The organism is Pseudomonas sp. WS 5412 (assembly GCF_012985615.1).
Lineage (GTDB): Bacteria > Pseudomonadota > Gammaproteobacteria > Pseudomonadales > Pseudomonadaceae > Aquipseudomonas > Aquipseudomonas shahriarae.
The window spans coordinates 141,725-166,311 of sequence record NZ_JAARMB010000014.1; the positions used below are offsets into that span (position 1 = coordinate 141,725).

Genomic DNA, 24,587 nt, shown 5'->3' on the forward strand with positions numbered 1-24,587 from the left:
TGTGTAGGAGCTGGCTTATGTGGGAGCTGGCTTGCCTGCGATGGCATCGACTCGGTCTAACTGAATGACCGAGCCGCCTGCATCGCGGGCAAGCCCGGCTCCCACATGAACGGGGCCACAATAGGTATGCATTGCCAACAAAAAGCCCCGGTACTCAATGAGTGCCGGGGCTTTTTGTTGGGTTTCAATCAGAGCGTCGAACGCACCCGCCACAGCTCGGGGAACAGCACGGTGTCGAGCATCTTGCGCAAGTACCCCACGCCCTCAGTGCCACCGGTGCCCGGCTGGAAGCCGATGATCCGCTCCACCGTGGTCACATGGCGGAAGCGCCATTGGCGGAACGAGTCTTCCAGGTCGATAAACTTCTCGGCCAACTGATACAGGTCCCAGTAACGGGTCGGATCGCGGTACACCTCGCGCCACGCCGCCTCCACGGATTCGTCATGAACCGTAGGCGCCGTCGGATCGCGTTGCGCACGCTGCGGGTCAATCGCCAGGCCCGCCTTGATCATCAGGTTGATCGCTTCGTCATACAGCGACGGCGTGGCGATCGCCACTTGCAGCTCCTTGAGCAACTCCGGGCGATGGGCGTGGGGCCGCAACAGCGCCGCGCTTTTATTGCCGAGGATGAACTCGATTTCCCGGTACTGGAACGACTGGAAGCCCGACGACTGCCCCAGGTACGGGCGGATCGCCTTGTATTCCGACGGTGTCATGGTCGCCAGGACCGCCCAGGCGTGCACCAGCTGATCGAAAATCCGCGAGACCCGCGCCAGCATCTTGAACGCCGGCGCCAGCTCACCCAGGCGCACATGCTCGCGGGCAGCCTTGAGTTCGTGGAGCATCAGCTTCATCCACAGCTCGGAGGTCTGGTGCTGGATGATAAACAGCATTTCGTTGTGGTCCGGCGACAGCGGGTGCTGGGCCGTGAGCACTTTGCCCAGGTCCAGGTAGTCGCCATAGCTCATGGACTCGGAAAAATTCAGCTCGGCGTTATGCCATTCTTCCGGCGGCTGGTAATCAGGGGAGAAAGGACACTGGCTCATCGCGTGGGCTCCTTGAGCGGGCGCAGGATTGCTCGTACCGGGCTGGCATCGAGGTTGGCAAAACGCAGCGGCAGCGCGATCAACTCGTAATCGCCCTGCGGGACGTCATCGAGCACGATGCCTTCGAGAATCGCCATGCCATGACGGGCGACGGCGTTGTGGGCATCCATGGTCTTGGACTGCTGCGGGTCCAGGGACGGCGTGTCGATGCCGATCAGGCGCACGCCGAGGCTGGCCAGCAGCTCGATTGTTTCCTTGGCGACGGCGGTGAAGTTCGCGTCCCAAGTGGTCAACGGCGCCTGTTGATAAGTGCGCAGCAGCACGCGCTCCGGCAGGTTATCCAGGCGACCTTGCAACTGCTCGGGCTGCACCAGCGCGCCGCTGTCCAGGCAATACAGCACCCGACACGGCCCCAGGTACACATCCAGCGAGACTTCGCCGATGGGCGCACCGTCGGCGCTGTAGTGCAACGGCGCATCGACATGGGCGCCGGTGTGGGGCGACAGCGTAATGCGGCCGACGTTTACCGGGCATTCGGGGCCGAACTGCCAGACGCGCTCTTCCTGGAAGGGCGTATCGCCCGGCCAGGTCGGGGTGGCGGTGCTCAAGGGTGGGCTGATATCCCACCACGTTTTTATTGGGTTCATACGAGGCTCTCGGTCGTTTCTAAGGTGAATGATACGAGGGCCAGCGGTAAATATTCTTGCGAATTCCAGCGCGAAGGCTGATTTCTTTCGTAGTTACTGCGAAGAAACGCCTGATTATTGAATGGATCCATCAGCCGCCCCAGATCAAATGTGGGAACGGGCTTGCCCGCGATAGCAGTGGACCAGTGAAAAATGTGTCACCTGACACACCGCCATCGCGGGCAAGCCCGCTCCCACAGGGACGGTGTAGGTTTTAAGATCGTATTCCAATGCGCTTCTGGGCATCCCAGTGTCGAGTTCAGACCACTGGCATCCGGCCTGGGGCTATAGGGTGGGGTTTCATTTCCCTGCCTTGGAGCCATCATGTCCCAGCCGATCACCGTACTGCGCGATACCCATCCCCTACCGGTCCTGGATGCCTGCAAGTGGGAGAAACTCGAAGGTGACCCGCACACCGTCAACCTCAACGCCTACACCAGCGAAGACGGCAGCAAGATCATGGGCACCTGGATCTGCACTCCGGGCAAGTGGTACGTGGAGTACGTGAAGTGGGAATACTGCCATTTCCAGGAAGGCTACTGCGTGATCACCCCGGACGGCCTGGAGCCGATCCATTTGCGCGCTGGGGATATCTTTGTGGTGGAGCCCGGCATGAAGGGCACGTGGGAAGTGGTCGAGACGGTGCGTAAGTACTTCGTGTTTGCCTGAGCACGAAAAACCCGGGAGCCCACCCGACGCGGGCTCCCGGAAAATCCCCTATTGGGGCTTGCGATAGCTGTTGATGATCGCCGAGAAGTCCTTGCCCCCTTCCCCACGCTGGCTCATCGCTTGATACAACTGCTGCGCCACCGCCCCCAGGATCACCGGCTGGTGCGCCTGGCGTGCCGCTTCGGTCGCCAGGCCCAGGTCCTTGAGCATCAGGTCAGCGCCAAACCCCCCGGTATAACCCCGGGATGACGGCGCGGTCTCGATCACGCCCGGCCATGGGTTGTAGGTGTCGGAGCTCCAGCAGCGCCCGGTGGAGCTGTTGATGATGCCGGCCAGCACCTGGGTGTCGATGCCCAGCGCATCGCCCAGGGCCATGGCCTCGCTGACGCCGACCATGCTGATCCCTAGCAGCAGGTTGTTGCAGATCTTGGCGATCTGCCCGGTGCCGACTTTACCGCAATGCACGATGTTGCGGCCCATCTGCGCCAGCACCGGTTGCAGGGTGGCGAACAGTTCCGGGGTGGCACCGACCATAAAGGTCAGCGTCCCCGCCTGCGCCCCGCCCGTGCCGCCGGAGACCGGCGCATCGGCCATCGCCACGCCGTGCTTGGCTGCCGCAGCCGCCACATCGCGGGCGGTCTGAGGGTCAATGGTGCTGCAATCCACGGCCGGCACGCCTTTGCCGATACCGGCGAGCACACCGTCTTCATTCAGCCAGACGCTGCGCACATGGGCGGCAGCGGGCAGCATGGTCAACACCAGTTCGGCGCCTTCTGCTGCTGCGCGCGGTGAGGCACTGATGGTGCCGCCCAATTCGGCCAGTTCCTTGAGCACGGTCTGGTTCAGGTCAAACAGGTTCAGCGCGTGGCCAGCCTTGATCAGGTTGCGGGCCATGGGTGCGCCCATGTTGCCCAGGCCGATAAATGCAATCTTCATGGTCGTCTCCTTGATCAACGCAGGTTGATGGTGGTGTTGACGCCATCATTGACGCTGTCGTCGTCAAACCAGCGGCTGGTGACGGTTTTGGTCTGGGTGTAGAACTGCACCACTTGCTTGCCGTACGGGCCCAGGTCGCCGAGTTTCGAACCACGGGAACCGGTGAAGCTGAAGATCGGCACTGGCACCGGGATCGGGATGTTGATGCCGACCTGGCCGACGTCGATCTCGCTCTGGAACTTACGCGCCGCCGCACCGCTCTGGGTGAACAGGCCGGTGCCGTTGCCGAACGGGTTGGCGTTGACCAGGGCGATGGCTTCGTCGAGGGTATCGACTTCCAGCACCACCAGCACCGGGCCGAAGATTTCCTGGGTGTAGATCTGCATATCGGTGGTCACGCCCGAAAACAGGGTCGGGCCGACGAAGTTGCCTTGCTCGAAGCCCGGCACCTGGATGTCGCGGCCGTCCAGTTCCAGCTTGGCGCCTTCTTTCACGCCGCTTTCGATCAGGTCGAGGATACGCGCCTTGGCGCGCTTGGAAATCACTGGGCCCACGTCGGTCCCGGCTTCGCTGCCAGCGTTGACTTTAAGCTTCAGCGCCAGGGCCTTGAGGTCCGGCAGCCACTGCTTGGCCGCGCCCACCAGCACCACCACCGAGGTGGCCATGCAGCGCTGACCGGCCGCACCGAAACCAGCGCCGACCAGTGCGTTGAGCGTCTGTTCACGGTTGGCATCGGGCAGCACCACCGCATGGTTCTTCGCGCCCATCATCGACTGCACGCGCTTGCCGTGCTTGCCCGCCAGGTCGTAGACGTGGGTGCCGACGGCGGTCGAGCCGACAAAGGACACGGCCTTGATATCTTTGTGGGTGCACAGGGCATCCACCACATCCTTGCCACCGTGGACCACGTTCAACACACCGGCCGGCACCCCGGCTTCCAGCGCCAGTTCCACCAGCATCAGGGTCGACAGCGGATCCTGTTCCGAAGGCTTGAGCACGAAGGTGTTGCCGCAGGCGATGGCCATCGGGAACATCCACAGCGGGATCATCGCCGGGAAGTTGAACGGGGTGATGCCGGCGCAGACGCCGATGGGTTGGCGCAGGGTGTAGGTGTCGACGCCACCGGCGACGTTCTCGGCGAACTCGCCCATTTGCAGGGTGCCGATGGAGCACGCGTGCTCGACCACTTCCAGGCCACGGAAAATATCGCCCTCGGCATCGGCAATGGTCTTGCCCTGCTCGGCACTGAGGACTACGGCAATACGTTTGGAGTGTTCACGAATCAGCGCCTGCAGCTTGAGCATGATGCGCATGCGCGCGCCGATCGGCGTCAGCTTCCAGGTCTGGAAGGCGCGATGGGCAGCGTCGATGGCCGCGTTGACTTCATCGGCCGTGGCAAAGGGCACACGGGCCAGGACTTGTTGGGTCGCCGGGTTGACGATGTCTTGCCATTCGGTGGTCTTGGACTCGACCCATTCACCGTTGATCAACAGTTTGGCCTGTTTGACGGTGGTATCGGCAGACGTAAGCGATGCGTTCATTGTGGTCTCCAGATCTTGTAGTTATGCAGAGAGCCAAGGCGTGAAGCGCCTTGAGGATGAGGCGTTCGGACGATTTTTGGAGTATAGATGTGCAAACTTCCAATAAGAACCCACATAAAAGCCGGTCCAACATGCAAAAAAACATCACGTCTTTAGGCTCGCTGAACTGGGATGACCTGAAGTTTTTCCTCGAAGTGGCGCGTACCCGCAAGGCCAGCGTCGCTGCCAAGCGCCTGGCGGTGGACTACACCACCGTGTCGCGGCGCATCAGCTCGCTGGAAGGCTCGCTGGGCACCCTGCTGTTCGAGAAATCCCGGACCAGCGGGTTTGTGCTGACCAATGAAGGCCAGCGTTTACTGGGTTACGCCGAGTCCATCGAAAGCACCCTGCATATGGCCTGCGAACAAGTATCGGGCTCCGGCGTGGCGCTGTCGGGGCATGTGCGCATGGGCTGTACCGAAGGGTTCGGTAGTTTTTTCGTCACCCCGCAACTGAGCCACTTCGTCGATACCTACCCGGCGATCTCGGTCGACATCCTGCCCCTGCCCCACTTCATCAGCCTGTCCAAGCGCGAAGCCGACATCGTCATCGCCCTGGAACGCCCGGAACACGGGCCCTACGTGTGCTGCAAACTGTGCGACTACAAGTTGCAGCTGTACGCGACCCAGGAATACCTCGACCAGCACCCGCCCATCCGCCGCCCGGCCGACTTGGCCGACCATCCGTTTATCAGCTACGTGGATGACCTGGCGTTCAGCTCAGAGCTGCTGTACCTGGCCAATGTCGTCCCAGGTGCCAGCGCCAGCCTGCGCAGCACCAGCGTGATTGCGCAGTACGTGGCGGCGCAGCAGGGGCGTTCGCTGGCGATCTTGCCGTGCTTCCTGGCGGCGCAGGACTCGCGGTTGCTGCCGGTGTTGGGGGAGGAGATCAATATTACGCGGCAGTTCTGGATGTACTGCCGGGAGGATTTGCGCAAGCTAAAGCGGATTACCCTGTTGTGGGATTACATCAGGGAGGTGACTGAGCTTAACCGCCCGTTATTGCTGGGCGAAACGCATGTCCTTCGGTTCGCAGACTGAGAGTCTACAAGGCGTAAGGGAGCCCCATCGTAACGACCTCAGCAGGTACTTGGCAACGGTTTTTGACAGGGGTTGTACACCACTTGTGACAGTCCGAAGGGTTCATACAGTGGCGCACATGGGCGCGATAGGGGCCCCATGAGGGCATCAGACTGAGCACCTGCGGGAGGGCGCACCGGGGGAGTCTGCGAGGGAATTAATCAATGAGGTGATGTCTCGAAAATTTCTGCCCGATTTCCGTTAAGGGCCACGCGATTGGAGCCAAAAATAAGCCTGATTGCAAAGTTGCATCCAACTAACGACTCGACTAACCCCATATTGACCAGCCAGTCACGTCCTTGATGACTCTCGCTTAGGACGCAAACAAGGTCACCGGCGAAAAACGCTAAGACAGGCATTCAAGACGCACGGCGTCCCCACGCTTGTATTCGGACCGCTCGTACCATCCAAAGCGGCCCTATTTTTTAGAGAGCCCAACAACTCATAAGGCAAGCTTTTTACGGTATTTCGTGCCGCCACGCTGGGTGCCTTCCACCGGTTCCAAGAGATTTTGCCCCACCATGCGCTGCATGATCGATCTCATACGATGCTGCGTTTCGACAGGATAGAGACGCCTTGCTTGCTTATTCGTTATTGAATCATTGTGCTGGAGAAACTCAAGAATAACTTCCTCGGCAGTTGCAAGAGACTCATGCGGAATGGTCACCACGAAAGAGGTCGCGAGCTCACGAAAAATCGGATCTTTTAACCTAACGCTCCGCATTGCTTCGACTGCGGTGTTTAATCCTTCCCCCATATCTTTGTTTGGCGGATCGGGAAATTTATTGATTAAGCGGTTGATCTGACCATTACGTATGGCCCTCGTATCCAGAAGGTTCTCCACCGTGACCTGGCCAGCAAGGCGTCCGGGGCTTTCAACCTCAATCCGATTGTCGAAAACTCGAATGTGTACATGGTCCTGAATGCTGTAATCCCTATGAATCAGGGCATTAGCAATGATCTCGTGCAGTGTTTCGTGTGGATACTTTGCCGGTTCAAGGCCATTGGGGCCCTGTACTCTGTGTGTCTCAACCAAAACCTTCGTTTTATCGACCGTATGATGGATCAAATCGTAAAGAGGTCCTTCGAGCGTCTCTGCCGGACCAACCAATGCCTCTCTCGCAGCGGGCCCTGAAGTACGATACCGCGCCAACTTTACGCTGCTTCTGTCTGGCAATGCGGCTTGTGGAAGATCAGCAAAGAGCAATACACCTGCGACCTTTGGCATCCCGCGACGAATCAACAGTTCCATACGTAGGAACTCAATGGCTGTTCGATTTGGAATGTTGGCTGCGAGAAAGCGAGCCATGATCTGAGATTCTGATAATAATTCGACATCTATATCGAGTGTTTCACCCTCAAACGAATAGATACCCTTATCGAGTTCGAGTCTCCGCCGAGCCTCCTCCGAATCAATCTTGATCTTCTGGGCGTTTCGACGGAGATAGGGGAAACCGTTGCTGGCAACCATGATGCGCGCAGTCTTCTTAGCGGCAACATGCAGTATGAGACCCTGCCTTTCTGGGCAGGCAATGAACTCATAACTAAAGTCGTCACCGAGCGGAAACAACTGCTCAAACACCAAGATGAAGGCGTTTGCGTCCTCCGCATCAGCGAACCCTTGCCATGTGAAACCAGCGGGATTTTCTGCAACACCGATGTAGATGTCGCCACCCTCAGCGTTAGCAAATGCAGCAATCGACTGCGTTAGCTTCGCTGGTGCTATCTCCTTAGCCTTAAAGTCAAGAAAATGGCTTTCAGATTGTGCAAGAAGGCGTTGTGCCTGATCATCTGTGATCTGAATGATCTGAATTGGCAAGAGTTTCTCCAGCTGAAAACAAGAACACAGGCCAACCTTTGATAGGCTGAACTGCCCAAAAACACATAACCGAGGCCGAGTTATACATCGCAACCGCGCCGCATCGGAAGTGAGATACCTACACCTTCGTAATTCGAGCTTATGCGAGCACAATCCAACAAACAAGCCATCCTTTAGCCATCACTGATAAACCGCCTTGATCGCACTGCAAGGACTCGCTTTGGTTCAGTGCAACTCATCACCACTAAAGGGTGTAACGCTGTGTCTCCTAACAGACACATAGACAAGCCGTGACGCATGGGCGCCGAAGACCAGAGACCAAGGAGTTAGCCACTCCAGCGCCTTCACGGCTTGTATATATGTTCTGGGTTTGAGGGATGTATTCGACGACTGAGGTAAAGCTTTTGCTGGTCGTCAAGGGACCTTCGGGCAGTATGGCGGAATGACCTAATGGGCTCTTTTGGGGGCGGACTTACGAGTCTTGCGGGTGTAGTCGTTAAGCGACTTGAACGGACTCAGAAGAGAGATCCAGGACTCGGCTATGCGCAATTGGTTGACGGTTCAATAGCACGAACAAAGGCACCGTCAAGAGAGCGTCAAGATGGGCACCAGCGCCGATCAGGCTGTGCATGAAGGTCACCAAGTAGGCTCCGTGTTTCTCCTTCAAGGAAGCCTAAAGGGCCGCTTCATTGACCACACGACCACCTTCGGGATGGGGCATGGAAATGGCCTTCGCTTGTAACTGTCGGTCTATTGATTGCGGACCGTTGATGAGCTTCATGTGTGAAGCTGGGGTCGGGCACAGGCTGTTGAGTAGGTCGAGGTAGCTCACCTCAGCAAGCCCCTGACTTTCGATCATTACGCTGGGCAGCGCGGAACAAACGATGCTGTTCCTGTTGCTGAGCAGTCAGTTTCTTTGGAGTCCGACGACCCAAGCTATTCCAGTCGCTCTTATCGTTGAAGATATGGCGTTCAAGGATGGCTGCACTGTGGTCGTGGCCGATATTGCGCATCTTGTCGGCAACCAGTAGGGCGACCTCGGGCATCTCAAGGATGGCCTCGAAGGCGTCGTAGACCATATCCTTGAATTCAGCAGACACCCAGCCAGCGTACTCAATCGTTGCTCTCTTGGTCGCTATTACTTGGTGACCAGAGTTACCTAAATTGCGCACATCCAAATTTTGGCTTTGGGAAAGTCGTTCTTTCTCTTTACCGCGCCACCGACCCGGCTGCTTGGCTTTGGGCAGCTTCAGCGTCTGCCACATGTCGGTAAGGTCCCACATGCCCGAGTCGTTAGCCTTAAAGGCCTGACCGTCGATGATGATTACGTGACCTGCGTGCTTGTGCTTGATGTTTATACTCATGGTTTCCTTTTGATTGCTCCCTGAGTTCGCATCCACAGGCCAGCACAGAGACCCCATGACGGGTTCTGGCGAGTAGCACAGGGAGCAATCTGAAAGACTCTGTTAACGAAGTGACCATGCGAATGGTCATAGAGGTGGACAGTGTGTCCGTGTTGGTGAGGGGGTTTAATTCTGAGGCCAAATGTCGAAGAGACGGCGTTGCGTACTCAACGAGGACCTCGGAACTCTACGACCCCTTAAAGGAATGGGAATCTGGGTCGGAAGACCAGTCCCCTACTTAAAGGTTCGTAAAGGAAAAACGAAGGGAGTAGATGAAAAGAACAATATCCCGAGACCACGCATGGCCCCCAGAGGTGTCCTTAAAGTTCGTCTTATACATGCGGCCGTAATTCAATCGCTACCAAACGTCCGAAGGTCATGGTGCAACTTGGCCAGCTCAACAGAACTCGGCTTCGTCAGTTCGTCGATGTCTTCCCAGCCATGACTCCCAGACTCATACGTGTCACTCATCTCGTGGACGAGTGATTGGGGTCTCGCCTTCATCATGTACGGGGTAATCAGCTCGACGGCCTTAACGTATCTCCTTGCGTGCCGCTCCGATATTCGCAGAACCTCACCAACCGATTCCGCTGTGACACTTTCGAGCCCCACAAGGATGATCGCTATGTTCCGAACGGACAGAGGCATGGATTTACCACCCGATCCGCTGGGTCGATCATGCCAATCCAATCGGGCGACACCTTCAACAATATCTAAGGCGAACTCGGGGTAGCGACCATAACGGGTAGTGGAGCCAATATAGGAAAAGAAGGGATTAACGATGGACTTGGGTGGTCTACCACGTTTACTTGAGCCGCTGCTCCGGGGTCGATCTAAAACGATGGTCAAATGTGGCGCCCTCCAACTGCCGGGAACACGGGATGTGTCCACTCGGTATATGTGAGGGTTTTTGCAGGCCACAGTTTACAAGGGCTGTAGAGGAGCCCACCTGCATGATTCTGCTAATCAAAACCAAGTGCTGCTTGAAATCCGCAGGGCCAAGCCCCTATCGACTCCACAGAATCGACACAGCATCGCCTTCAATTCATCCATAACCCTTTGGGCCACCGGATGGACGGACTTTGCGGCGTCATAGGAGCCCGTCTTGCGGATCATAGGGAGGACCTCTTCGGTCACCCACCGGCGAAACGGCTCAGTCGTTGCCGATTTACAGCGCAGGAGGATTCCGTAGACCTCTCCCTAAGTGAACAACACAGTGGTGCAGCGCATCCGCTTAGCGTTCTCATCGAGCGGGGCATTAGTAGAAGAAAGATCCACCAGTGCAGGTATAGGTCGCCCTTCCTTGAGCTTTGCCCTTGCGTGGTGGATCGAACCTTTAGGGTCCTTGAAACCAGCCGCACGGGCCACTTGGGTCGCAACGAACAACAGGTCGTGTTCAGAGTGCCCAACGAGGACATCAAGTTCGATGCCCCCTTGGGTGTTAACTATCGCCTTTCGGGCTGAGCGATCATCTGCACGAGATAACAGCAACCTGTGACTGTCAGACCTATAAGTCCCGGTAGGGCCGCCATCGCGCAGTAACCAATTGCCCTGTTGAAGTTTTGCTTGAGGTAGTAGGAAGGGATTGCCCATCCATTAAAGCTTTGCAAAATAGATAGACCAACATAAAACAAAAGGCTGCCTACAAGGCCGACCAGTAAAAGTGCTGTTGAAAACGCCAGAGCTTTCCGAAGAGTAATCATCCGTTTGATACCTCCATTTGTAGGCTCCCACCAAGCAATCCAAGGAGCATTTCAGCGATCACCTCAACGGGAACGCCAGAGCCGTATGTATCAAACGTAATGGTTCCTGAAGCATGTCCCATGACAGCCTGAGCGTGAGTTGTAGGAACCCCCTTGGCCTGCATTAGGGAAGCCAACGAGTGACGTAAAGAGTGGAACGTCAGCCCCTTCGCAAAGGTGTCTCCCAGAGCTGCCGGAATGGCCTGTTGGTTAGCCCATTCACCCGCTGTCTTGTAGCCAATCTGAGCCAAGTCTTCTGATCCAGAGAACTTGCACGCTTCGACATACCGCAAGAATGCCGCAAGGTCAAACCCATAGGCTCCATCGGTCAACGGCACCAGTCGCTCACTGCGCTTGTTCTTGATGGACTTACCTTCGCCAACCTCATTGATGTGGATGACCGTGATGCCCGATTCAAGGGTCTGGATATCACTCGTGGTCAACTGAGAGACCTCGTTGAGTCGCCCACCTGTAATGATCCCGAGGCTAAGCAGCCAGCGCTTCCATGAGGTCTCTGGGAGATAGTTCGCGTAGTCCATCAGCTTACTCACCTGAGCCTGAGAGAACGCCTTACGGGTGGACTCAAGGCCCTTGGTGAGCTTGAGCTTCTTGTCATAGGTATTGACCAAGTGACCGTTGTCCTTCGCCCAGGTCAATACAGCCGATAGTTTCACCAGCAGCTTGTTGACCGTGGACGGCATACGACCATCGGACAGACGATCACGAAGGGCCACAAGGTCCTCCCTTGAGTGGCTCCGCAGGTCCAGCCCACCCAGCGACGTGGCGAGTGTTCCGTGGCACACCTTGGTTTCCTTCAAGGTAGAAGCCTTCTGGTCCTGCGCACGGTCAGCCAAGTAGAGAGCGGACAGGGCCTCAAAGGTAAGCTCAGGGGCACTTACAGATTGGGAGAGGGAGAGAGGCTCGTTTGCGGAGAGCTTCAAGCTGGGGTCAGTACGGCCCTCAAGATCCCTGATGATCCTAACCAGTGGCACAGAGTCACCCTGCAAGCGCATCTGGGCGGCGCTCATTACCTCACGGGCCTTGGCAACATGTTCATGCTGGTCAACGCTGAGAGGCATCGTAGCGGCGATCTCCGTTAGGTTTGTCCTAACGTCCTCATACAGGTCACCCCAGTCACGTAGCGAGTGAACATCGTGCGCACAGGCCAGAAGACCTTCAGCGACCCAGACCAGATGCTCACGTAATTCATTCCAAGAGGCGTCAGGGTGGTCCAGATGGAAAGACTTAATGGTATCTGCAAGTCGGCGTGAAGCGTCCATAGCGGCCTTACGGTCAGTGGTCTTGAGGGAGACGGAAACAGTTTCAGTAGTGCTTCCTGTCCGGCGAAGGCGCAGATAGTAAACGCCGTTGCGTCGGTAGTGATAGAGCTTAGCGAGTCGTGTACGTGGACTCAGCAAAGCCAGCGTATTTGTGACAGCACTTGTAACAGGGTAGAGCTTATCGTTGACCTTCATGGCGTTAGGGTCCCGTATTCATTGGGTGGAACCCTTACGTCCTGTAGTTCTGGATGTATTGCCGGGAGGATTTGCGCAAGTTGAAGCGGATTACGTTGTTGTGGGATTACATCCGTGAGGTGACGGAGCAGAACCAGGGGTTGTTGATGGGGGAGACGCGGGAGATGGTGTTTGCCGACTGAATGGCTGCTGCGGGCACAGAACGTTGGGTCGGCACTACTAAGTGTAGGAGCGGGCTTGCCCGCTCCTACACTTGAGCGTGTTTGAAATTCAGACCGGCCTGTCGGCTCAGTCGGCGATCACTACAATCGACACCCGGCGGTTTTCGGTACGGCCCGCGGAGGTGCTGTTGGAGGCCACCGGCTCGCTGCTGCCCAGGCCGCGCAGTTGCACGTTTTCTTCCTTCATACCCACGCCCACCAAGACCTTGCCCACGCTTTTCGCCCGGCGCAGGGACAGTTGCTGGTTGTAGGCTTCCTTGCCCGAGGCATCGGTGTGGCCGTCTACGCGCACGCGTTCGATGCCCACGCCGGTGAGGGCCTTGCCGATGCGTTCGACGATCTCGGTGCTGGGCGTGTTGAGTTTTTCGACGTCGCTGCCAAACAGCACTTTGCCCGACAGGCCAAACGCCCAGCCTTCGTCGGTCAGTTCGAAGCCTTGTTGTTTGAGCACCGCCACTTGCACCGGGGTCAGGCCTTTGGGGGGGGGAGTCTGGCAGCCACTCAGGGCCAGTAGCGCAATAAACAAGGTGATAAACAGAACGCGTGTGTTAGCAAACAAGGGATCAACTCCTGTGTTGAACATTGGCGGCCGAGTGCTCCGACTCCGCCGTGTGCTGGCCGCCCTGGGAAAGGCGTTTGGCCTGATACATCGCCACATCGGCGGCATTGAGCAAGGCGCCGGGAGTGGCACCATGATCGGGATATACCGCGATACCGATACTGAGTGAGGTCAACACTTCGGTGTTGCCCGGCAGCGGGATGGGCTGGTCCATGCTGGCGATGATTTTGTCGGCGATGCGCTGGGCATCTTCGAGCTTGTGCAGGGGCGAGAGCAGGATGGCGAACTCGTCACCGCCCAGGCGGGCCACCAGGTCGCTCTCGCGCAGTTGCGCCCGCACGCGCGCGGCGACCGCAACCAGGACGGCGTCACCGGCGGCATGCCCGAAATTGTCGTTGATGTCTTTGAAGCGGTCACTGTCGAGGAACAGCACCGCCACTCGCTCGTTGAGCTTGGCCGCGCTGCGCAAGGCGCGAATCAGGCGGCCCTCAAAGAAGGCGCGGTTGGGCAGCCCGGTCAGGCTGTCATGGCTAGCCTGGTGGGCAAGGGTTTCGTTTTCGCTTTGCAGGTGGGTTTGCCAGGCTTCCAACTCGTCGAGCAGGGCATTGAAGTCGTTGCCCAGGCTGTCGAGCTCGGCGATCTGCGCCGGTGGCACACGGCGGTCGAAGGCCCGCTCGCTGCGCGCGGCGTGGGCCACGTCGGCCAGGCTGTGCAGCGGGCCGGTGATGCCGCGCAACATGCGCCGCGCCAGGTAAATCGCTACCCAGCCACTGATGGCAGTACAGATGATGATCCCCGCCAGGCCACTGAGCAAAAAGCGCAACAGACTACCGCCGTGGCCACTCAACTCGACGGTGCCAATTTTCTGGCCTTGATGCAGGATCGGCTGGCGGATGGGCTCTTCCAGCAGTGTGTGGGCCAACTCCAGCTCGATCCTGGACAGCACCCCCGTTTCCGGACGCACCCAATGGGCCAGGGTGTTGCCGTTGAGGTCCAGCACCCGGGCTTCAGCGACTTCTTCAGTGGAGGCAATCAGCGCCAGGGCTTCGGTGGCCGCCACGCGGTCCTTGAACACCACTGCGGCTTCCACGGTGTAGTTGATCGAACGGGCGATCAGGTGCAGGTTATGGTCGGCATACACCCGCAGGGCCAGCACCCCCAGCAGGGTCAGGGAGACGCTGGCCATGGCTACGGCCACCAGCGCCACACTCAGGTGCCCGCGACCAAGGACCGAACGTAATGTAGGGCGGGTTTTGGCGTTACGCAGTTTCATGGCTCCGGCGCCCGACGACGGGATAACTGCAGGACGCTGGGGTGGATGCGCACACCGCTGCGGGCGACGGAGTCGAGGTTGACCTCGAACGAGACTTGCTCATCACTGACCCGCAGGCAAAACAGGCTGCCCACAGTGCATTGATCGCCGCCTTCGCTGATGCTCAGCACCGGATGGCCAGTCAACGCGGTGAACAGGTGGCCACGCTCGTCAGGAGTGAGCTTGCCGATGTACAGCGCGTCGCACGCATTGACGATATTGGGGTTGTCCGCCAGCAAGCGCTGGACCACCACCGGCCGGCCGGTGGCCTGGGTGGTGCCCTTGACCAGGTCGTCGGTGTATTGGGTCGGGCCAACGATGCACAACCGCAGTTGCGCGGGCTCCACCGGCCAACGGGCGTAGCTGAGAATCCCCAGTATCACCTGGGTGACGGCCTGGGCCCGCTGGTCGGCTGCACTGGCTGTGGGCGTCTGGGCAAAAGCCAGAGGCGTGACGAGACACAAAACGGCCGATAGCAGCAATCGTCTCCAGCTCCAACTACGCTCTGCGGGCGAGACAGCCACGTTCATGCAGCGATTCTCTATGATCTTCTCGGGATAATGCCGCAACGATAGCATATTGGCGGAAACCCCATCGAGACGGGCTCTAGGTAGATTCTGCCATTCATTACGAAAAACCCGACATATCGGTCAGGTTTTTCCCACATTCTCACGCACCCAACTCCAACATCAGCCCGCTCAACCGTTTTACCTTGCGCCGCACCGCCTCTTCGAAAACCCCGCCACGGGTCTCGATCAAGCTGAAGCGATCCTTGGCGCGGGTGATGCCGGTGTAGATCAGCTCCTTGGTCAGTACCGGGTTCAGTGCATCCGGCAAGATCAAGGCCGTGTGGGCAAACTCCGAGCCCTGGGACTTGTGCACGGTCATGGCGTAGACGGTTTCCACATCATTGAGACGGCTGGGCAGCACAAAGCGCACTCCGCCCTGGCCATCGTTGCGCGGGAAGGCCACGCGCAGCACCTGCGGCCCACCGTCGCTTTCGGGCAGCTTCAAGGCGATACCAATGTCACCGTTCATCAAGCCCAGGCCGTAGTCGTTGCGGGTCATCAGTACCGGGCGGCCTTCGTACCATTGCTGGTCACTATCGATCAGCCGGGCCTTGAGCAGCGCCGCGGTGATCCGCTGGTTGAGGCCTTCCACGCCCCAGGGGCCCTTGCGTACCGCGCACAGCAACTGGAAGGCATCGAAGGCTTGCAACAACTGGCGCGCCCAGTCGGTCCAGCGCGAGTCGTCGCGGGGTGTCTCGGCTGCCGGGCGTGTGGTGCGCAACAGGTTCAGGTAGTAGCGATAGCCCTGGGCATCGCTGCCCTGCCCGTCCAGTACCAGGCGCTCCAGGGCGCGGTCATGCTCGCCCTTGAGGTGCAGGCAAAACAGGTCGTGGCTGCCGGCGTCCAGCAGTTGGCGAGCCTGCTCGGGGTTTTGCTGGTTGACCCAGCGTGCCAGTTGGCCGATGCCGCTGCCTTCGCCAAAACGCCGGGAATAACGCAGCATGACCACTTGTTGCGCCAGCGGATGACTGGTGTCGAGATCTTCCTGCAGGCCGCTGGTTGCCAGGGTCTCGCCGCTGACGTTTTCCAGCCATTGCCGGGTGTCGGGGCTGTACCAACCCGCTTCGGCATCGCGGCACAAATCGCCGAGCACCGCGCCGGCTTCCACCGAGGCCAATTGGTCCTTGTCCCCCAGCAGTACCAGGCGCGCATGGGGCGGCAAGGCATCCAGCAGGTTGGCCATCATTTCCAGGTCGATCATCGAGGCTTCATCCACCACCAGCACATCCAGCGGCAACAGGTTGCCCGCGTGATGGCGGAAATGCCGGGTGCCGGGGCGGCTACCCAACAGGCGGTGCACAGTGGTGACCTCGGTGGGGATTTTTTCGCGTACAGCGTCGGGCACTTGCAGCGAGCGTACTTGCTGGCTGATGGATTCGGTCAAACGTGCCGCCGCCTTGCCGGTGGGCGCCGCCAGGCGGATACGCAAGGCCGTGCCCTGCTCCACTGCGGGTGCCTGCAGCAAGGCCAACAGGCGCACCACCGTGGTGGTCTTGCCGGTGCCGGGGCCGCCGGTGACGATGCTGAACGCACCGCGCGTGGCCAGGGCACAGGCGAGTTTCTGCCAATCTACCACGCCGTCCGGGGGCGGTTGGTCGAACAGGCCACTCAAGCGTTGGGGCAGGTCGGCCGAGACCGCTTCCTGCACGGCAAGACGCTGACGCAAGGCGCTGTCGATGCGTCGTTCATAGGTCCAGTACCGCCGCAAATACAGGCGCTTGCCCGACAGTACCAATGGCCGGCTTTGCGCCGCCGCACTGCCATCGACGGCCAGCGCCACCAGCGGGCTTGCGGCCAGGGCATGGCACCAATGGGCGCCGTCCAGGCCCTCGAGCAATTGCGAGGGCAGCAGCATCACGCCACTTGAAAGATCCCCTTCTGGGGGCAGCGACAGAGCGAAATCCGGGGCCTTCAGGGTTTCGAACAGGTCCAGGCACACATGGCCGTGGCCCAGTTGGTGACTGGTCAGGGCGGCGGCCAGCAGCACCAGGGGATCGGCCTGTGGATCCAGTTCGTGGAGAAAGCCGACGAACGCCTTGTCCAGCGCCCGCAGCCAGCCGCGCTCGACCCAGCGCTCCAGCAGGTGCATCAGGTCGTCAGCGCGATCCAGCGGTGCCAGTGCCTCCAGCGGCATTGTCGAGAGGCTCATAGCAGGACTCCTTGTTCCCAGGCCGGTTCGACCTTGGGCGGTTGCGGCTTGCCCTGGAACAGCAGGTCCAGGCGTTCGATCAGTTCCCGTGGCGGCCGGGCGAAATACGCGCCCTGGCTCACGGCTTGGCTACCGCGCAGGAACAGATAGAGCGCGCCGCCCACATGCCGGTCGTAATCGTAATCCGGCAGGCGCGCCTTGAGTTGGCGATGCAGGGCCAGCAGGTAGAGGACATATTGCAGGTCGTAGCGATGGTCGAGAATCGACTGTTCCATGGCCTCACGGGTGTAGGCCGCGTCGTCGGCGCCGAGCCAGTTGGATTTGTAGTCAGCCACGTAGTAGCGGCCGTCATGTTCGAAGGTCAGGTCGATAAAGCCCTTGAACATGCCATTGAGCAACACCGGCTCGGCGGCGACCCGCGACACGCCGTCATGGGTGTATTGGCAGACCAGTTGGTCGAGGGCGAGCACATCGACTTTGTGGCTGGCGAACCAGAACTCCATTTCAATCTGATACTGCTGCAGGTCGCTCAGGGTCACAGATGCCTGCCCATGGCCCAGGCCCAACGGCACTTGCAACAGGTGCCCGAGCCAGCCGCTGAGGGTGCCGATCCAGCCTTCCCAGCCACGTCGGTTGCAGCGCCGGGCAACGGCATCTTCGATGGCTTCGGCTGTTACGTTGAAGCCTTCGTTACCGGCCCACTCCAGCAGCCCGTGGAGAAAGGTCCCGGGGTTGGGGCCCCGTGGGAAACGGTGAATATCCCCGCCAGACGCGGCGACTTCGCGCGGTGCATCCGGGTCCAGGCGTTCGTCGTCGAACAGCTTCTGTGCCTGGGGGCTTTCCGGGGCTTCCAGGCTGGCGGCGCTCATGCTTTCGCCGATGCGCAGGGCGCTGTAGGACGCGATCCACCAGTTTTCCGCGGCCTTGCGCTTGGGCAGCAGCGGCGCGAGCAAGGTCGCGTCATTGCGCGGAGGTTGGTAGGTACTGGTGTCAGCTTCCGGCATTTGCCCGTAGGCAATCGCCGCGCAGCCGTCCTGCAAATCCATCAGCCAACGGGCCAGGGCTGCGGACTCACCCAGGGCCGCGCCGCCGCCCAGCAGATAACCCAGGGCTGACAGGTGCAACACCGAACTGTTGTTATTGCCGCGTTTGAGGTCGGCCACGCCCAGCCAACAGGCATGCTTGGCCCGAGTCAGCGCCACATAGAACAGACGCAGGTCTTCGGCCAGGCGCTCGTCATCAGCCTGGGCGATCAGTTCGACGGTGGGTTTCAGGCTGACCTGGGACTTGCCGTTGGCATCGTGGTAATGCAGCGGCAGGCGGCTGCCGTCGACCGGCTTGGCCGAGCAGATAAACGGCAGGAAGACCAAGTCGTATTCCAGGCCCTTGGACTTGTGGATAGTCACCACTTTGACCAGTTGCTCATCGCTTTCCAGGCGCAGGATCTGCTCTTCGCCGGCCTGCCCCGACAGCGCCAGGTGCTCCGCAAGATGGCGGATCAGCGCTTGTTCGCCGTCCAGCTCTGCGGCGGCCTGTTGCAGCAACTCGCACAGGTGCAGCAGATTGGTCAGCACCCGTTCGCCATCGCTGCGGGCGATCAGGGTTTGCGGCAACTTGAAGTCATGCAGCAGGCGCCGCAGCATCGGCAGCACGCCCTGGGTGCGCCAGATCACGCGGTAATCGCGGAACTGCATGACTCGCTGCTCCCAGACCAGTTCGTCCTGGTTCAGTTGCTCCAGCTCGGGCAGCGACAGGTTGAGGGTGATGCAGGCCAGGGCCGCGCGCAGCGGGCGCTCGACATCCGGTTCGGCACAGGCTTTGAGCCAGGCGAGCAGGTCATGGGCTTCCTGGGAGGCGAATACCGAGTCCTTATCGGACAGGTACACGCTGCGCACACCGCGCGCAGCCAGTTCACCGCGTACGGCCTGGGCTTCCTTGCCGTCACGCACAAGGATGGCGATGTTCGACGGTTGCACGGGAGTGAAGTCTGCCCCCTTGATAAACCCAGCCGTGCCCTGCTGACCGCCATTGAGCAACGCGACAATCTGGCTGGCGCACGCGCCGGCCAATTGCTGGCGATACCGCACATTGGAGATCGGCTGGTCGGTGGGCAGGTGCCAGATATTCAGGGCTGGCAGTGTGTGGCCATCGACCTGCAACTGCTCCTTGCGACCCTGGGACGACACTGTCTGGAAAGGCACCGGGTTGTCGCCGTCGGGCGTACGAAACAGAAACGCCCCACGCCCGGACTCCGCACGCTCGAACACGTGGTTGACCGCCTCGACCATCGCATGGCTGGAGCGAAAGTTGGTGCCCAGGGTATGCAAACGCCCGGCGGTGGCCTGGCGGGCGCGCAGGTAGGTGTAGATATCGGCGCCGCGAAACGCATAGATCGCCTGCTTGGGGTCGCCGATCAGGAACAGGCCGCTGTGCGGGCTGTTGTCTTCGATGCGGTAGATGCTTTCGAAGATCCGGTACTGCACCGGGTCGGTGTCCTGGAATTCGTCGATCAGGGCCACCGGGAATTGCTCGCGGATTACGCTGGCCAGGCGTTCGCCACCCTCGGTTTGCAGGGCGGCGTCGAGGCGGATGAGCATGTCGTCGAAACCCATCTCGGCACGCCGGCGTTTCTCTTCTTCAAAGCGTTTGCCGACCCAGGCCGCCGCGTGTTGCAACACTGCAGCATCGGGCGTGGGCAAGGCGTCGAGGCTGGCTTTGAGGCCCGCCATGGCATCCAGGCCGGGGTGACGGGGGGCGTCGCCCTTCCAGGCTTCGGCCATACCCTCGGGGGTCAGGCGGGTGAAGCCGGTGCCGATGTCCAGTTGTTCCAGGGTCTCGTCAGCGGCCCAGGCGCTGATTTTCTCGAACCAGGGCTCGAAATAACGGGCCTGCATCTTGCGACCATCCACAGCCTTGGCGGCGACAGCTTGCAGGCAGATCTCGCGCAACTCGGCGGCCCATTGCTGCCAGGGGGCCTTGAGCGCCACCAGGGCCTCGCGGCGCTCGTGCAAGCAGGCCTCGATCAGCTCGGCGGGCTCACGGGGTTCATCACCGGGGCGCTCGCTACCGAACAACGCGCGCACTCGGGGCATCAGCGCCGCAGGGCCCCCCCAGTTGCTGCGGACCCAGTTCAGGGCATCGCCGTGCATCGGGTAGCAGAACAGCCGCCAGTAGTCGCGCAACACTTCGCCAAGCAAGTCGCTGTGGTCGGTTTCCAGGGTCTGGGTAAACAGGCTGCCACTGTCGAAAGCGTGCTCGCGCAACATGCGCTGGCACCAACTGTGGATGGTCGAGACGGCGGCCTCGTCCATCCATTGCGCGGCGATGTCGAGGCGGTTGGCGCAACCCTGCCACTGCTCGGCGCTGTACTGATCACGCAGCTCGGCGATCAGGGCATCGGGCTGTTCGATTTCGTCACGAAAGAAACGCGCCGCTTGTGCCAGGCGGGTGCGGATGCGTTCACGCAGCTCTTTGGTGGCGGCATCGGTGAAGGTCACCACGAGGATTTGCGGCGGCAGCAATTCGCGGCCAAAACCCGCCTCATCGCCACCGTGGCCCAGAACCAGGCGCAGGTATAACGCGGAGATGGTGAAGGTCTTGCCGGTACCGGCGCTGGCTTCGATCAGTTGGCTGCCACGCAGGGGGAAGGCCAGGGCCAGGGGTTTGGTGCTCATGAGCGGGCCTCCTCGCTGGTCAGTGATCGCCAGGGGGCGGTGATGAGTGGGCGGTACAGGGTTTCGCACCAGCCTTCGAAATCTTCACTGGCGACCAGGGCCGCGTAGTCGGGGAATTGCCGGGTGAGGGCCGGGCTTTCGCGGCGCTCGCCATCGCTGGTGATGCCATCGCCTTCGTAGGCTTTAAGGGCAGCGGCCTGGGCTTTGTCCGGGTCAGTCTGGCCGAGCCAGGCGAAGGCGGTCTTCACCGCGATCGGTAGTGGTTCGCTCATGCCGGCCCGCCAGGCCAGGAGCAGGTTGCCAAGCACATCCTGGGCAAGGTTTTGCTCCAGTGGCGCCAGTAGGAGCGTGTCATCACTCGCCACCAGGCCGGTGCTCAAGGGCAGGCCACAGGCGCAGGCCACCAGATGATTGACCCAGGGGCGGATCAGGCGATGCCACTTGCGGGTCTTGATCGAGCCGATGCTGTTGGGGATGGTGGTCACGCTGAGCAAGCCGCCATCGCTGCGCCGGTGCAAGCCGCTGACCCAGCCGTCGAGTTGAATACCCTGGTGCGCGAAGCTGACGGGCTCCGCCGTATTGTGTGGCGTGGGCCAGAGTGCCAGGAGTTGCTGGTAGCGTTGCAGCAAGTCAGGCAAGGGTTCGATCAGCTCGTTGCGCAGGCATTCGCCGAAACCGACCATGGGCAGCAGGCCACTGCCTTGAAGACGTTGCGCTTGGGCCTGCAGGGCTTGTTCGAGATGATCCGGGTCGGTCAGCGCGGCGGCGAGCAGGCTGTCGCTCAAGGTGTAGCGCTGCAAGGCGTCGAGGACGAAGGGTTCTTCATCGGCCAGGGGCACTTCGGCGGCTTCGAAAAATACTTTGAGGCGCTGGCTGAAGAAATGCCTGACAGGGTTACGCAAAAAGTCCTGCAACTGACCCAGGCTCAGGGGTTCTTCCTGGATGTGGGGTGCCAGACCGGTCGTTTCGAGGGGCGGGTCTTGGACTTCGTGTAGCAGCTGCCATTCGCGGGCGTAGCTGAACAGTGGATCGCCCTCGTGGAAGTAACGCGCACTGAAGGGTTGCAATGGGTGTTCCTGGGTCATCGCCTCCAGCAACGGTTGCTCCTGGGCATGCTGCCAGCCGCTGGCGAGGTGATCGCGCAGTTGGCCGATCAGCACGGACGCCGGGCGCTCGCTGTTATCGCGGATGCTGCGGCCGACCCAACTGATGTAGAGCTGGTCGCGCGCCGAGAGCAGGGCTTCGAGCAGCAGGTATCGGTCGTCTTCGCGCCGGGAGCGGTCGCCGGGGCGGTAGTCGCTGCCCATCAGGTCGAAATCCAGCGGTGGTTGCGCGCGGGGATAGTCGCCGTCGTTCATGCCCAGCAGGCACACCAGCTTGAAGGGGATGGCCCGCATCGGCATCAGGGTGCAGAAGTTCACGGCACCGGCGAGAAAACGCTGGGACAAGCGGCCCTGGTCGAGACCGGCAAGCCAGGCCTCACGCACGACAGTCAGCGGTAATTCGTCGTACAGGCCGACGGACTCGCAGGTCTCCAGCCAGTCTTCCCGCAGTTGCTCCAACTGACCCAGCAGATAGTCATCGTGTTCATTGCTGGGCAGGAAGAAGCGCTGCATCAGGTCTTGCAGGCGTGCGCCCCAGGCTTGCGGGGTCGCGGGCTGTGACAGGGCTTGGTGGGCATCGTGCAATGCGTCAAGCAGGGCGACCAAGGGCCCGATCAGCGCCGCGTCGAGACCGCCGATTTCGTCATAGGGCTCAATGCCGGCGCAGGCTGCGCCACTGCCGACGGCGTAGCCCAGCAGCATGCGGCGCAGGCCAAATCTCCAGCTGTTCTGCTCCAGCGCGCTGGGCAGGCCCAGACCGGCACGCTGTTCAGCATCGAGCCCCCAGCGGATGCCTGCGCCTTCTATCCAACGGTGCAGCGTGGGCAGGTCGCGCTCCTGGATGGCGAAGCGTTCGCGCAAGGCGGGAACGTCCAGCAAGTCGAGGATTTCGCTGACCGGGAAACGGCTGTCCGGGAGTTTCAGCAGGTGTTCGACGGCGATCAACAGCGGGTCGCGGCCCCGTTGGCCCTGGTCCGTCAGGGTGAAGGGGATGAAACGTGGGTCTTTCTTGTCCAACTGGCCGAACACCGCACGGATATGCGGTGCATAGCTGTCAACGTCCGGGACCATGACGATAACGTCGCGGGGGCGCAACGTCGGATCCGCGCTGAAGCGTTGGAGCAGTTGGTCGTGAAGAATTTCCACTTCGCGCTGGGCGCTGTGGGCGATGTGGAAGCGGATCGAGGTGTCGTGCTGCAGATCGACGGCCGGCCAGCGCTCGCGGGTTTCCGGGAGCGGGCGCAGTTCGAGGATATCGTCCTGTAGCTGGTTGAGAATGGTGGTCGGCTCGCTGTCGCTGAACAGGTCGATGCGCCCGTCACGGAAGGCCGACCGGTAGCTGTTGGGATCGTCGTAGCTGTCCAGCAGGTTGATGTAGTCGCGACCTTGCTTGCCCCAGGCGGCCAGCAAGGGGTGGGCGTGCTGGTGCAAAGTTTGCGGGTCGATGGTGACAGGCATCCCGGTCTTGCGCGCCTGGCGTTTGTATTCGTTTCGCAGGAGGTCTTTGTCGGCGACGATGTCGGACCAATGGTGACGGCAAGGGTTGTGCACGCAGAGCAACACCTGGCTGAAACGGGCCAGGCCGGCCAGGGCTTCAAGGGCCTGGGCGGGCAAGGAAGAAATGCCAAACACGATGACGCGGGACGGCAGGCCTTGGGGGGCGGTGTCCAGGTTATTAATGCGTTCGATAAAACGCTGGTGGACCCCGGCACGGCTTTGCGCCATGCCTTCCTCACCCACGTCCAGCAGCAACGCGCGCCATAACTCGGCCTGCCAGCAGTTGGCCGGGCTCAAGGGCTTGGCTTCGCCTCGGCCATTGCGCAACTGATGGCGGCCAGCGGCCCAGTCTTCCAGCCAGTCGGCACGGTACACCTGATATTGATCGAACAGGTCAGCCAGGCGCTCCGCCAGTTGGTAGCGTTTACGCAGGTCAGTGTCATGGGTGAGGAAGCGTTGCAGGGGCTCGAAGTGCGGCTGGTCGATCAGCTCGGGCAACAGGCGCATCAGGCGCCACGTCAGTGGGGCTTTATCCAGCAAGGATTTGGCCGGGATTTCATCGCGGCCCAGGACCATGCGATAGAGCTGCCACATAAAGCTGCCGGGCAGTTGCACGTCGATTGCCGCGGCTATGCCGCACCCTCCCAGATCGTCCTCTTCCGGGTCTTCAGCAAGGGCCAGCTTGAGCCATTGGGCGATGCCGTTGCTTTGCACCAGAGCGATTTCGTTTTCCAGGGGAGCCAATGGATAACGACGCATCCAACTGACGACCAGGCTGCGCAGTTCATCCAGGCGATTGCCGTGGACGACCATAAATCCAGCACTGAGGGACGTTGCATCCGGCATAACGGCTTCCTTGGGAAAAGCAAAATCGAGGGAGCGACTTTAGCATTGAAGGGCGTTACAGGCGGAGTTGGACTGCGCGCCAAATCGCCTCAGCGCTTTTCGACCGCCCAAAACAAAACCCCTGTTTGCGTTAGCAAACAGGGGTTCTGGAATTTAATCTTGACGATGACCTACTCTCACATGGGGAAACCCCACACTACCATCGGCGATGCATCGTTTCAC

At 60.3% G+C, this 24,587-nt stretch carries 15 protein-coding genes and 1 pseudogene; 3 read left to right on the plus strand and 13 right to left on the minus strand.

Features of this window, described 5'->3' with window-relative positions; genetic code table 11:
* Positions 1–188 precede the first annotated feature (188 nt).
* Both kynA and kynB read right to left on the minus strand, forming a co-directional pair.
* Complete coding sequence (kynA, locus tag HBR94_RS18880; RefSeq protein WP_057960627.1) at positions 189–1,046, minus strand: tryptophan 2,3-dioxygenase; 858 nt, start codon at positions 1,044–1,046, stop codon at positions 189–191.
* Entirely contained in the window at positions 1,043–1,693 is a 651-nt protein-coding gene (gene kynB / locus HBR94_RS18885) for an arylformamidase (protein WP_057439320.1), read from the minus strand. The genes kynA and kynB overlap by 4 nt, the downstream gene beginning before the upstream one ends.
* Before the next feature lie 363 nt (positions 1,694–2,056).
* On the opposite strand from kynB, the gene HBR94_RS18890 reads away from it, so the two are divergent.
* Positions 2,057–2,401 (plus strand): cupin domain-containing protein, encoded by a 345-nt coding sequence (locus HBR94_RS18890; RefSeq protein ID WP_057439321.1) that lies wholly within the window; start codon positions 2,057–2,059, stop codon positions 2,399–2,401.
* Between the two features lie 48 nt (positions 2,402–2,449).
* On the opposite strand, the gene mmsB is transcribed toward HBR94_RS18890, so the two are convergent.
* Together mmsB and HBR94_RS18900 are read right to left on the minus strand one after the other, a co-directional pair.
* Complete coding sequence (gene mmsB, locus HBR94_RS18895; protein WP_170045367.1) at positions 2,450–3,337, minus strand: 3-hydroxyisobutyrate dehydrogenase; 888 nt, start codon at positions 3,335–3,337, stop codon at positions 2,450–2,452.
* A 14-nt stretch (positions 3,338–3,351) separates the two neighbouring features.
* Positions 3,352–4,878 (minus strand): CoA-acylating methylmalonate-semialdehyde dehydrogenase, encoded by a 1,527-nt coding sequence (locus tag HBR94_RS18900; protein WP_057439323.1) that lies wholly within the window; start codon positions 4,876–4,878, stop codon positions 3,352–3,354.
* Positions 4,879–5,009: 131 nt separating this feature from the next.
* On the opposite strand from HBR94_RS18900, the gene HBR94_RS18905 reads away from it, so the two are divergent.
* Positions 5,010–5,957, plus strand: a complete 948-nt coding sequence (locus HBR94_RS18905) for a LysR family transcriptional regulator (protein ID WP_170045368.1) — start codon at positions 5,010–5,012, stop codon at positions 5,955–5,957.
* Positions 5,958–6,438: 481 nt separating this feature from the next.
* On the opposite strand, the gene HBR94_RS18910 is transcribed toward HBR94_RS18905, so the two are convergent.
* The 3 genes from HBR94_RS18910 to HBR94_RS18920 form a co-directional block, all read right to left on the minus strand.
* Complete coding sequence (locus HBR94_RS18910) at positions 6,439–7,815, minus strand: ATP-binding protein (RefSeq protein WP_170045369.1); 1,377 nt, start codon at positions 7,813–7,815, stop codon at positions 6,439–6,441.
* Positions 7,816–8,648: 833 nt separating this feature from the next.
* Positions 8,649–9,179 carry a hypothetical protein gene (locus HBR94_RS18915; protein ID WP_170045370.1) on the minus strand — a complete coding sequence of 177 codons (531 nt, stop codon included), beginning with the start codon at positions 9,177–9,179 and terminating at the stop codon, positions 8,649–8,651.
* Positions 9,180–10,917: 1,738 nt separating this feature from the next.
* The gene (locus HBR94_RS18920) at positions 10,918–12,435 is read right to left on the minus strand and encodes a tyrosine-type recombinase/integrase (RefSeq protein WP_262383405.1); all 1,518 of its coding nucleotides are present in this window, start codon (positions 12,433–12,435) and stop codon (positions 10,918–10,920) included.
* Between the two features lie 47 nt (positions 12,436–12,482).
* Here HBR94_RS18920 and HBR94_RS18925 point away from each other — a divergent pair.
* Positions 12,483–12,617 (plus strand): annotated as a pseudogene (locus tag HBR94_RS18925) (LysR family transcriptional regulator); the annotation flags it as partial.
* A 106-nt stretch (positions 12,618–12,723) separates the two neighbouring features.
* On the opposite strand, the gene HBR94_RS18930 reads toward HBR94_RS18925, so the two are convergent.
* From HBR94_RS18930 to recC, 6 genes are all read right to left on the minus strand, one after another.
* Complete coding sequence (locus HBR94_RS18930; RefSeq protein WP_169960997.1) at positions 12,724–13,215, minus strand: OmpA family protein; 492 nt, start codon at positions 13,213–13,215, stop codon at positions 12,724–12,726.
* A 4-nt stretch (positions 13,216–13,219) separates the two neighbouring features.
* Positions 13,220–14,488, minus strand: coding sequence for a diguanylate cyclase (locus HBR94_RS18935; protein ID WP_170045371.1), 1,269 nt, complete (start codon positions 14,486–14,488; stop codon positions 13,220–13,222).
* The gene (locus HBR94_RS18940) at positions 14,485–15,057 is read right to left on the minus strand and encodes a YfiR family protein (RefSeq protein WP_170045372.1); all 573 of its coding nucleotides are present in this window, start codon (positions 15,055–15,057) and stop codon (positions 14,485–14,487) included. The genes HBR94_RS18935 and HBR94_RS18940 overlap by 4 nt, the downstream gene beginning before the upstream one ends.
* A gap of 139 nt (positions 15,058–15,196) precedes the next feature.
* Positions 15,197–17,245, minus strand: coding sequence for an exodeoxyribonuclease V subunit alpha (gene recD, locus HBR94_RS18945; protein WP_170045373.1), 2,049 nt, complete (start codon positions 17,243–17,245; stop codon positions 15,197–15,199).
* The gene (recB, locus tag HBR94_RS18950; protein WP_170045374.1) at positions 17,242–20,919 is read right to left on the minus strand and encodes an exodeoxyribonuclease V subunit beta; all 3,678 of its coding nucleotides are present in this window, start codon (positions 20,917–20,919) and stop codon (positions 17,242–17,244) included. The genes recD and recB overlap by 4 nt, the downstream gene beginning before the upstream one ends.
* Positions 20,916–24,365, minus strand: coding sequence for an exodeoxyribonuclease V subunit gamma (gene recC / locus HBR94_RS18955; protein ID WP_120731492.1), 3,450 nt, complete (start codon positions 24,363–24,365; stop codon positions 20,916–20,918). The genes recB and recC overlap by 4 nt, the downstream gene beginning before the upstream one ends.
* Positions 24,366–24,587: the final 222 nt, after the last annotated feature.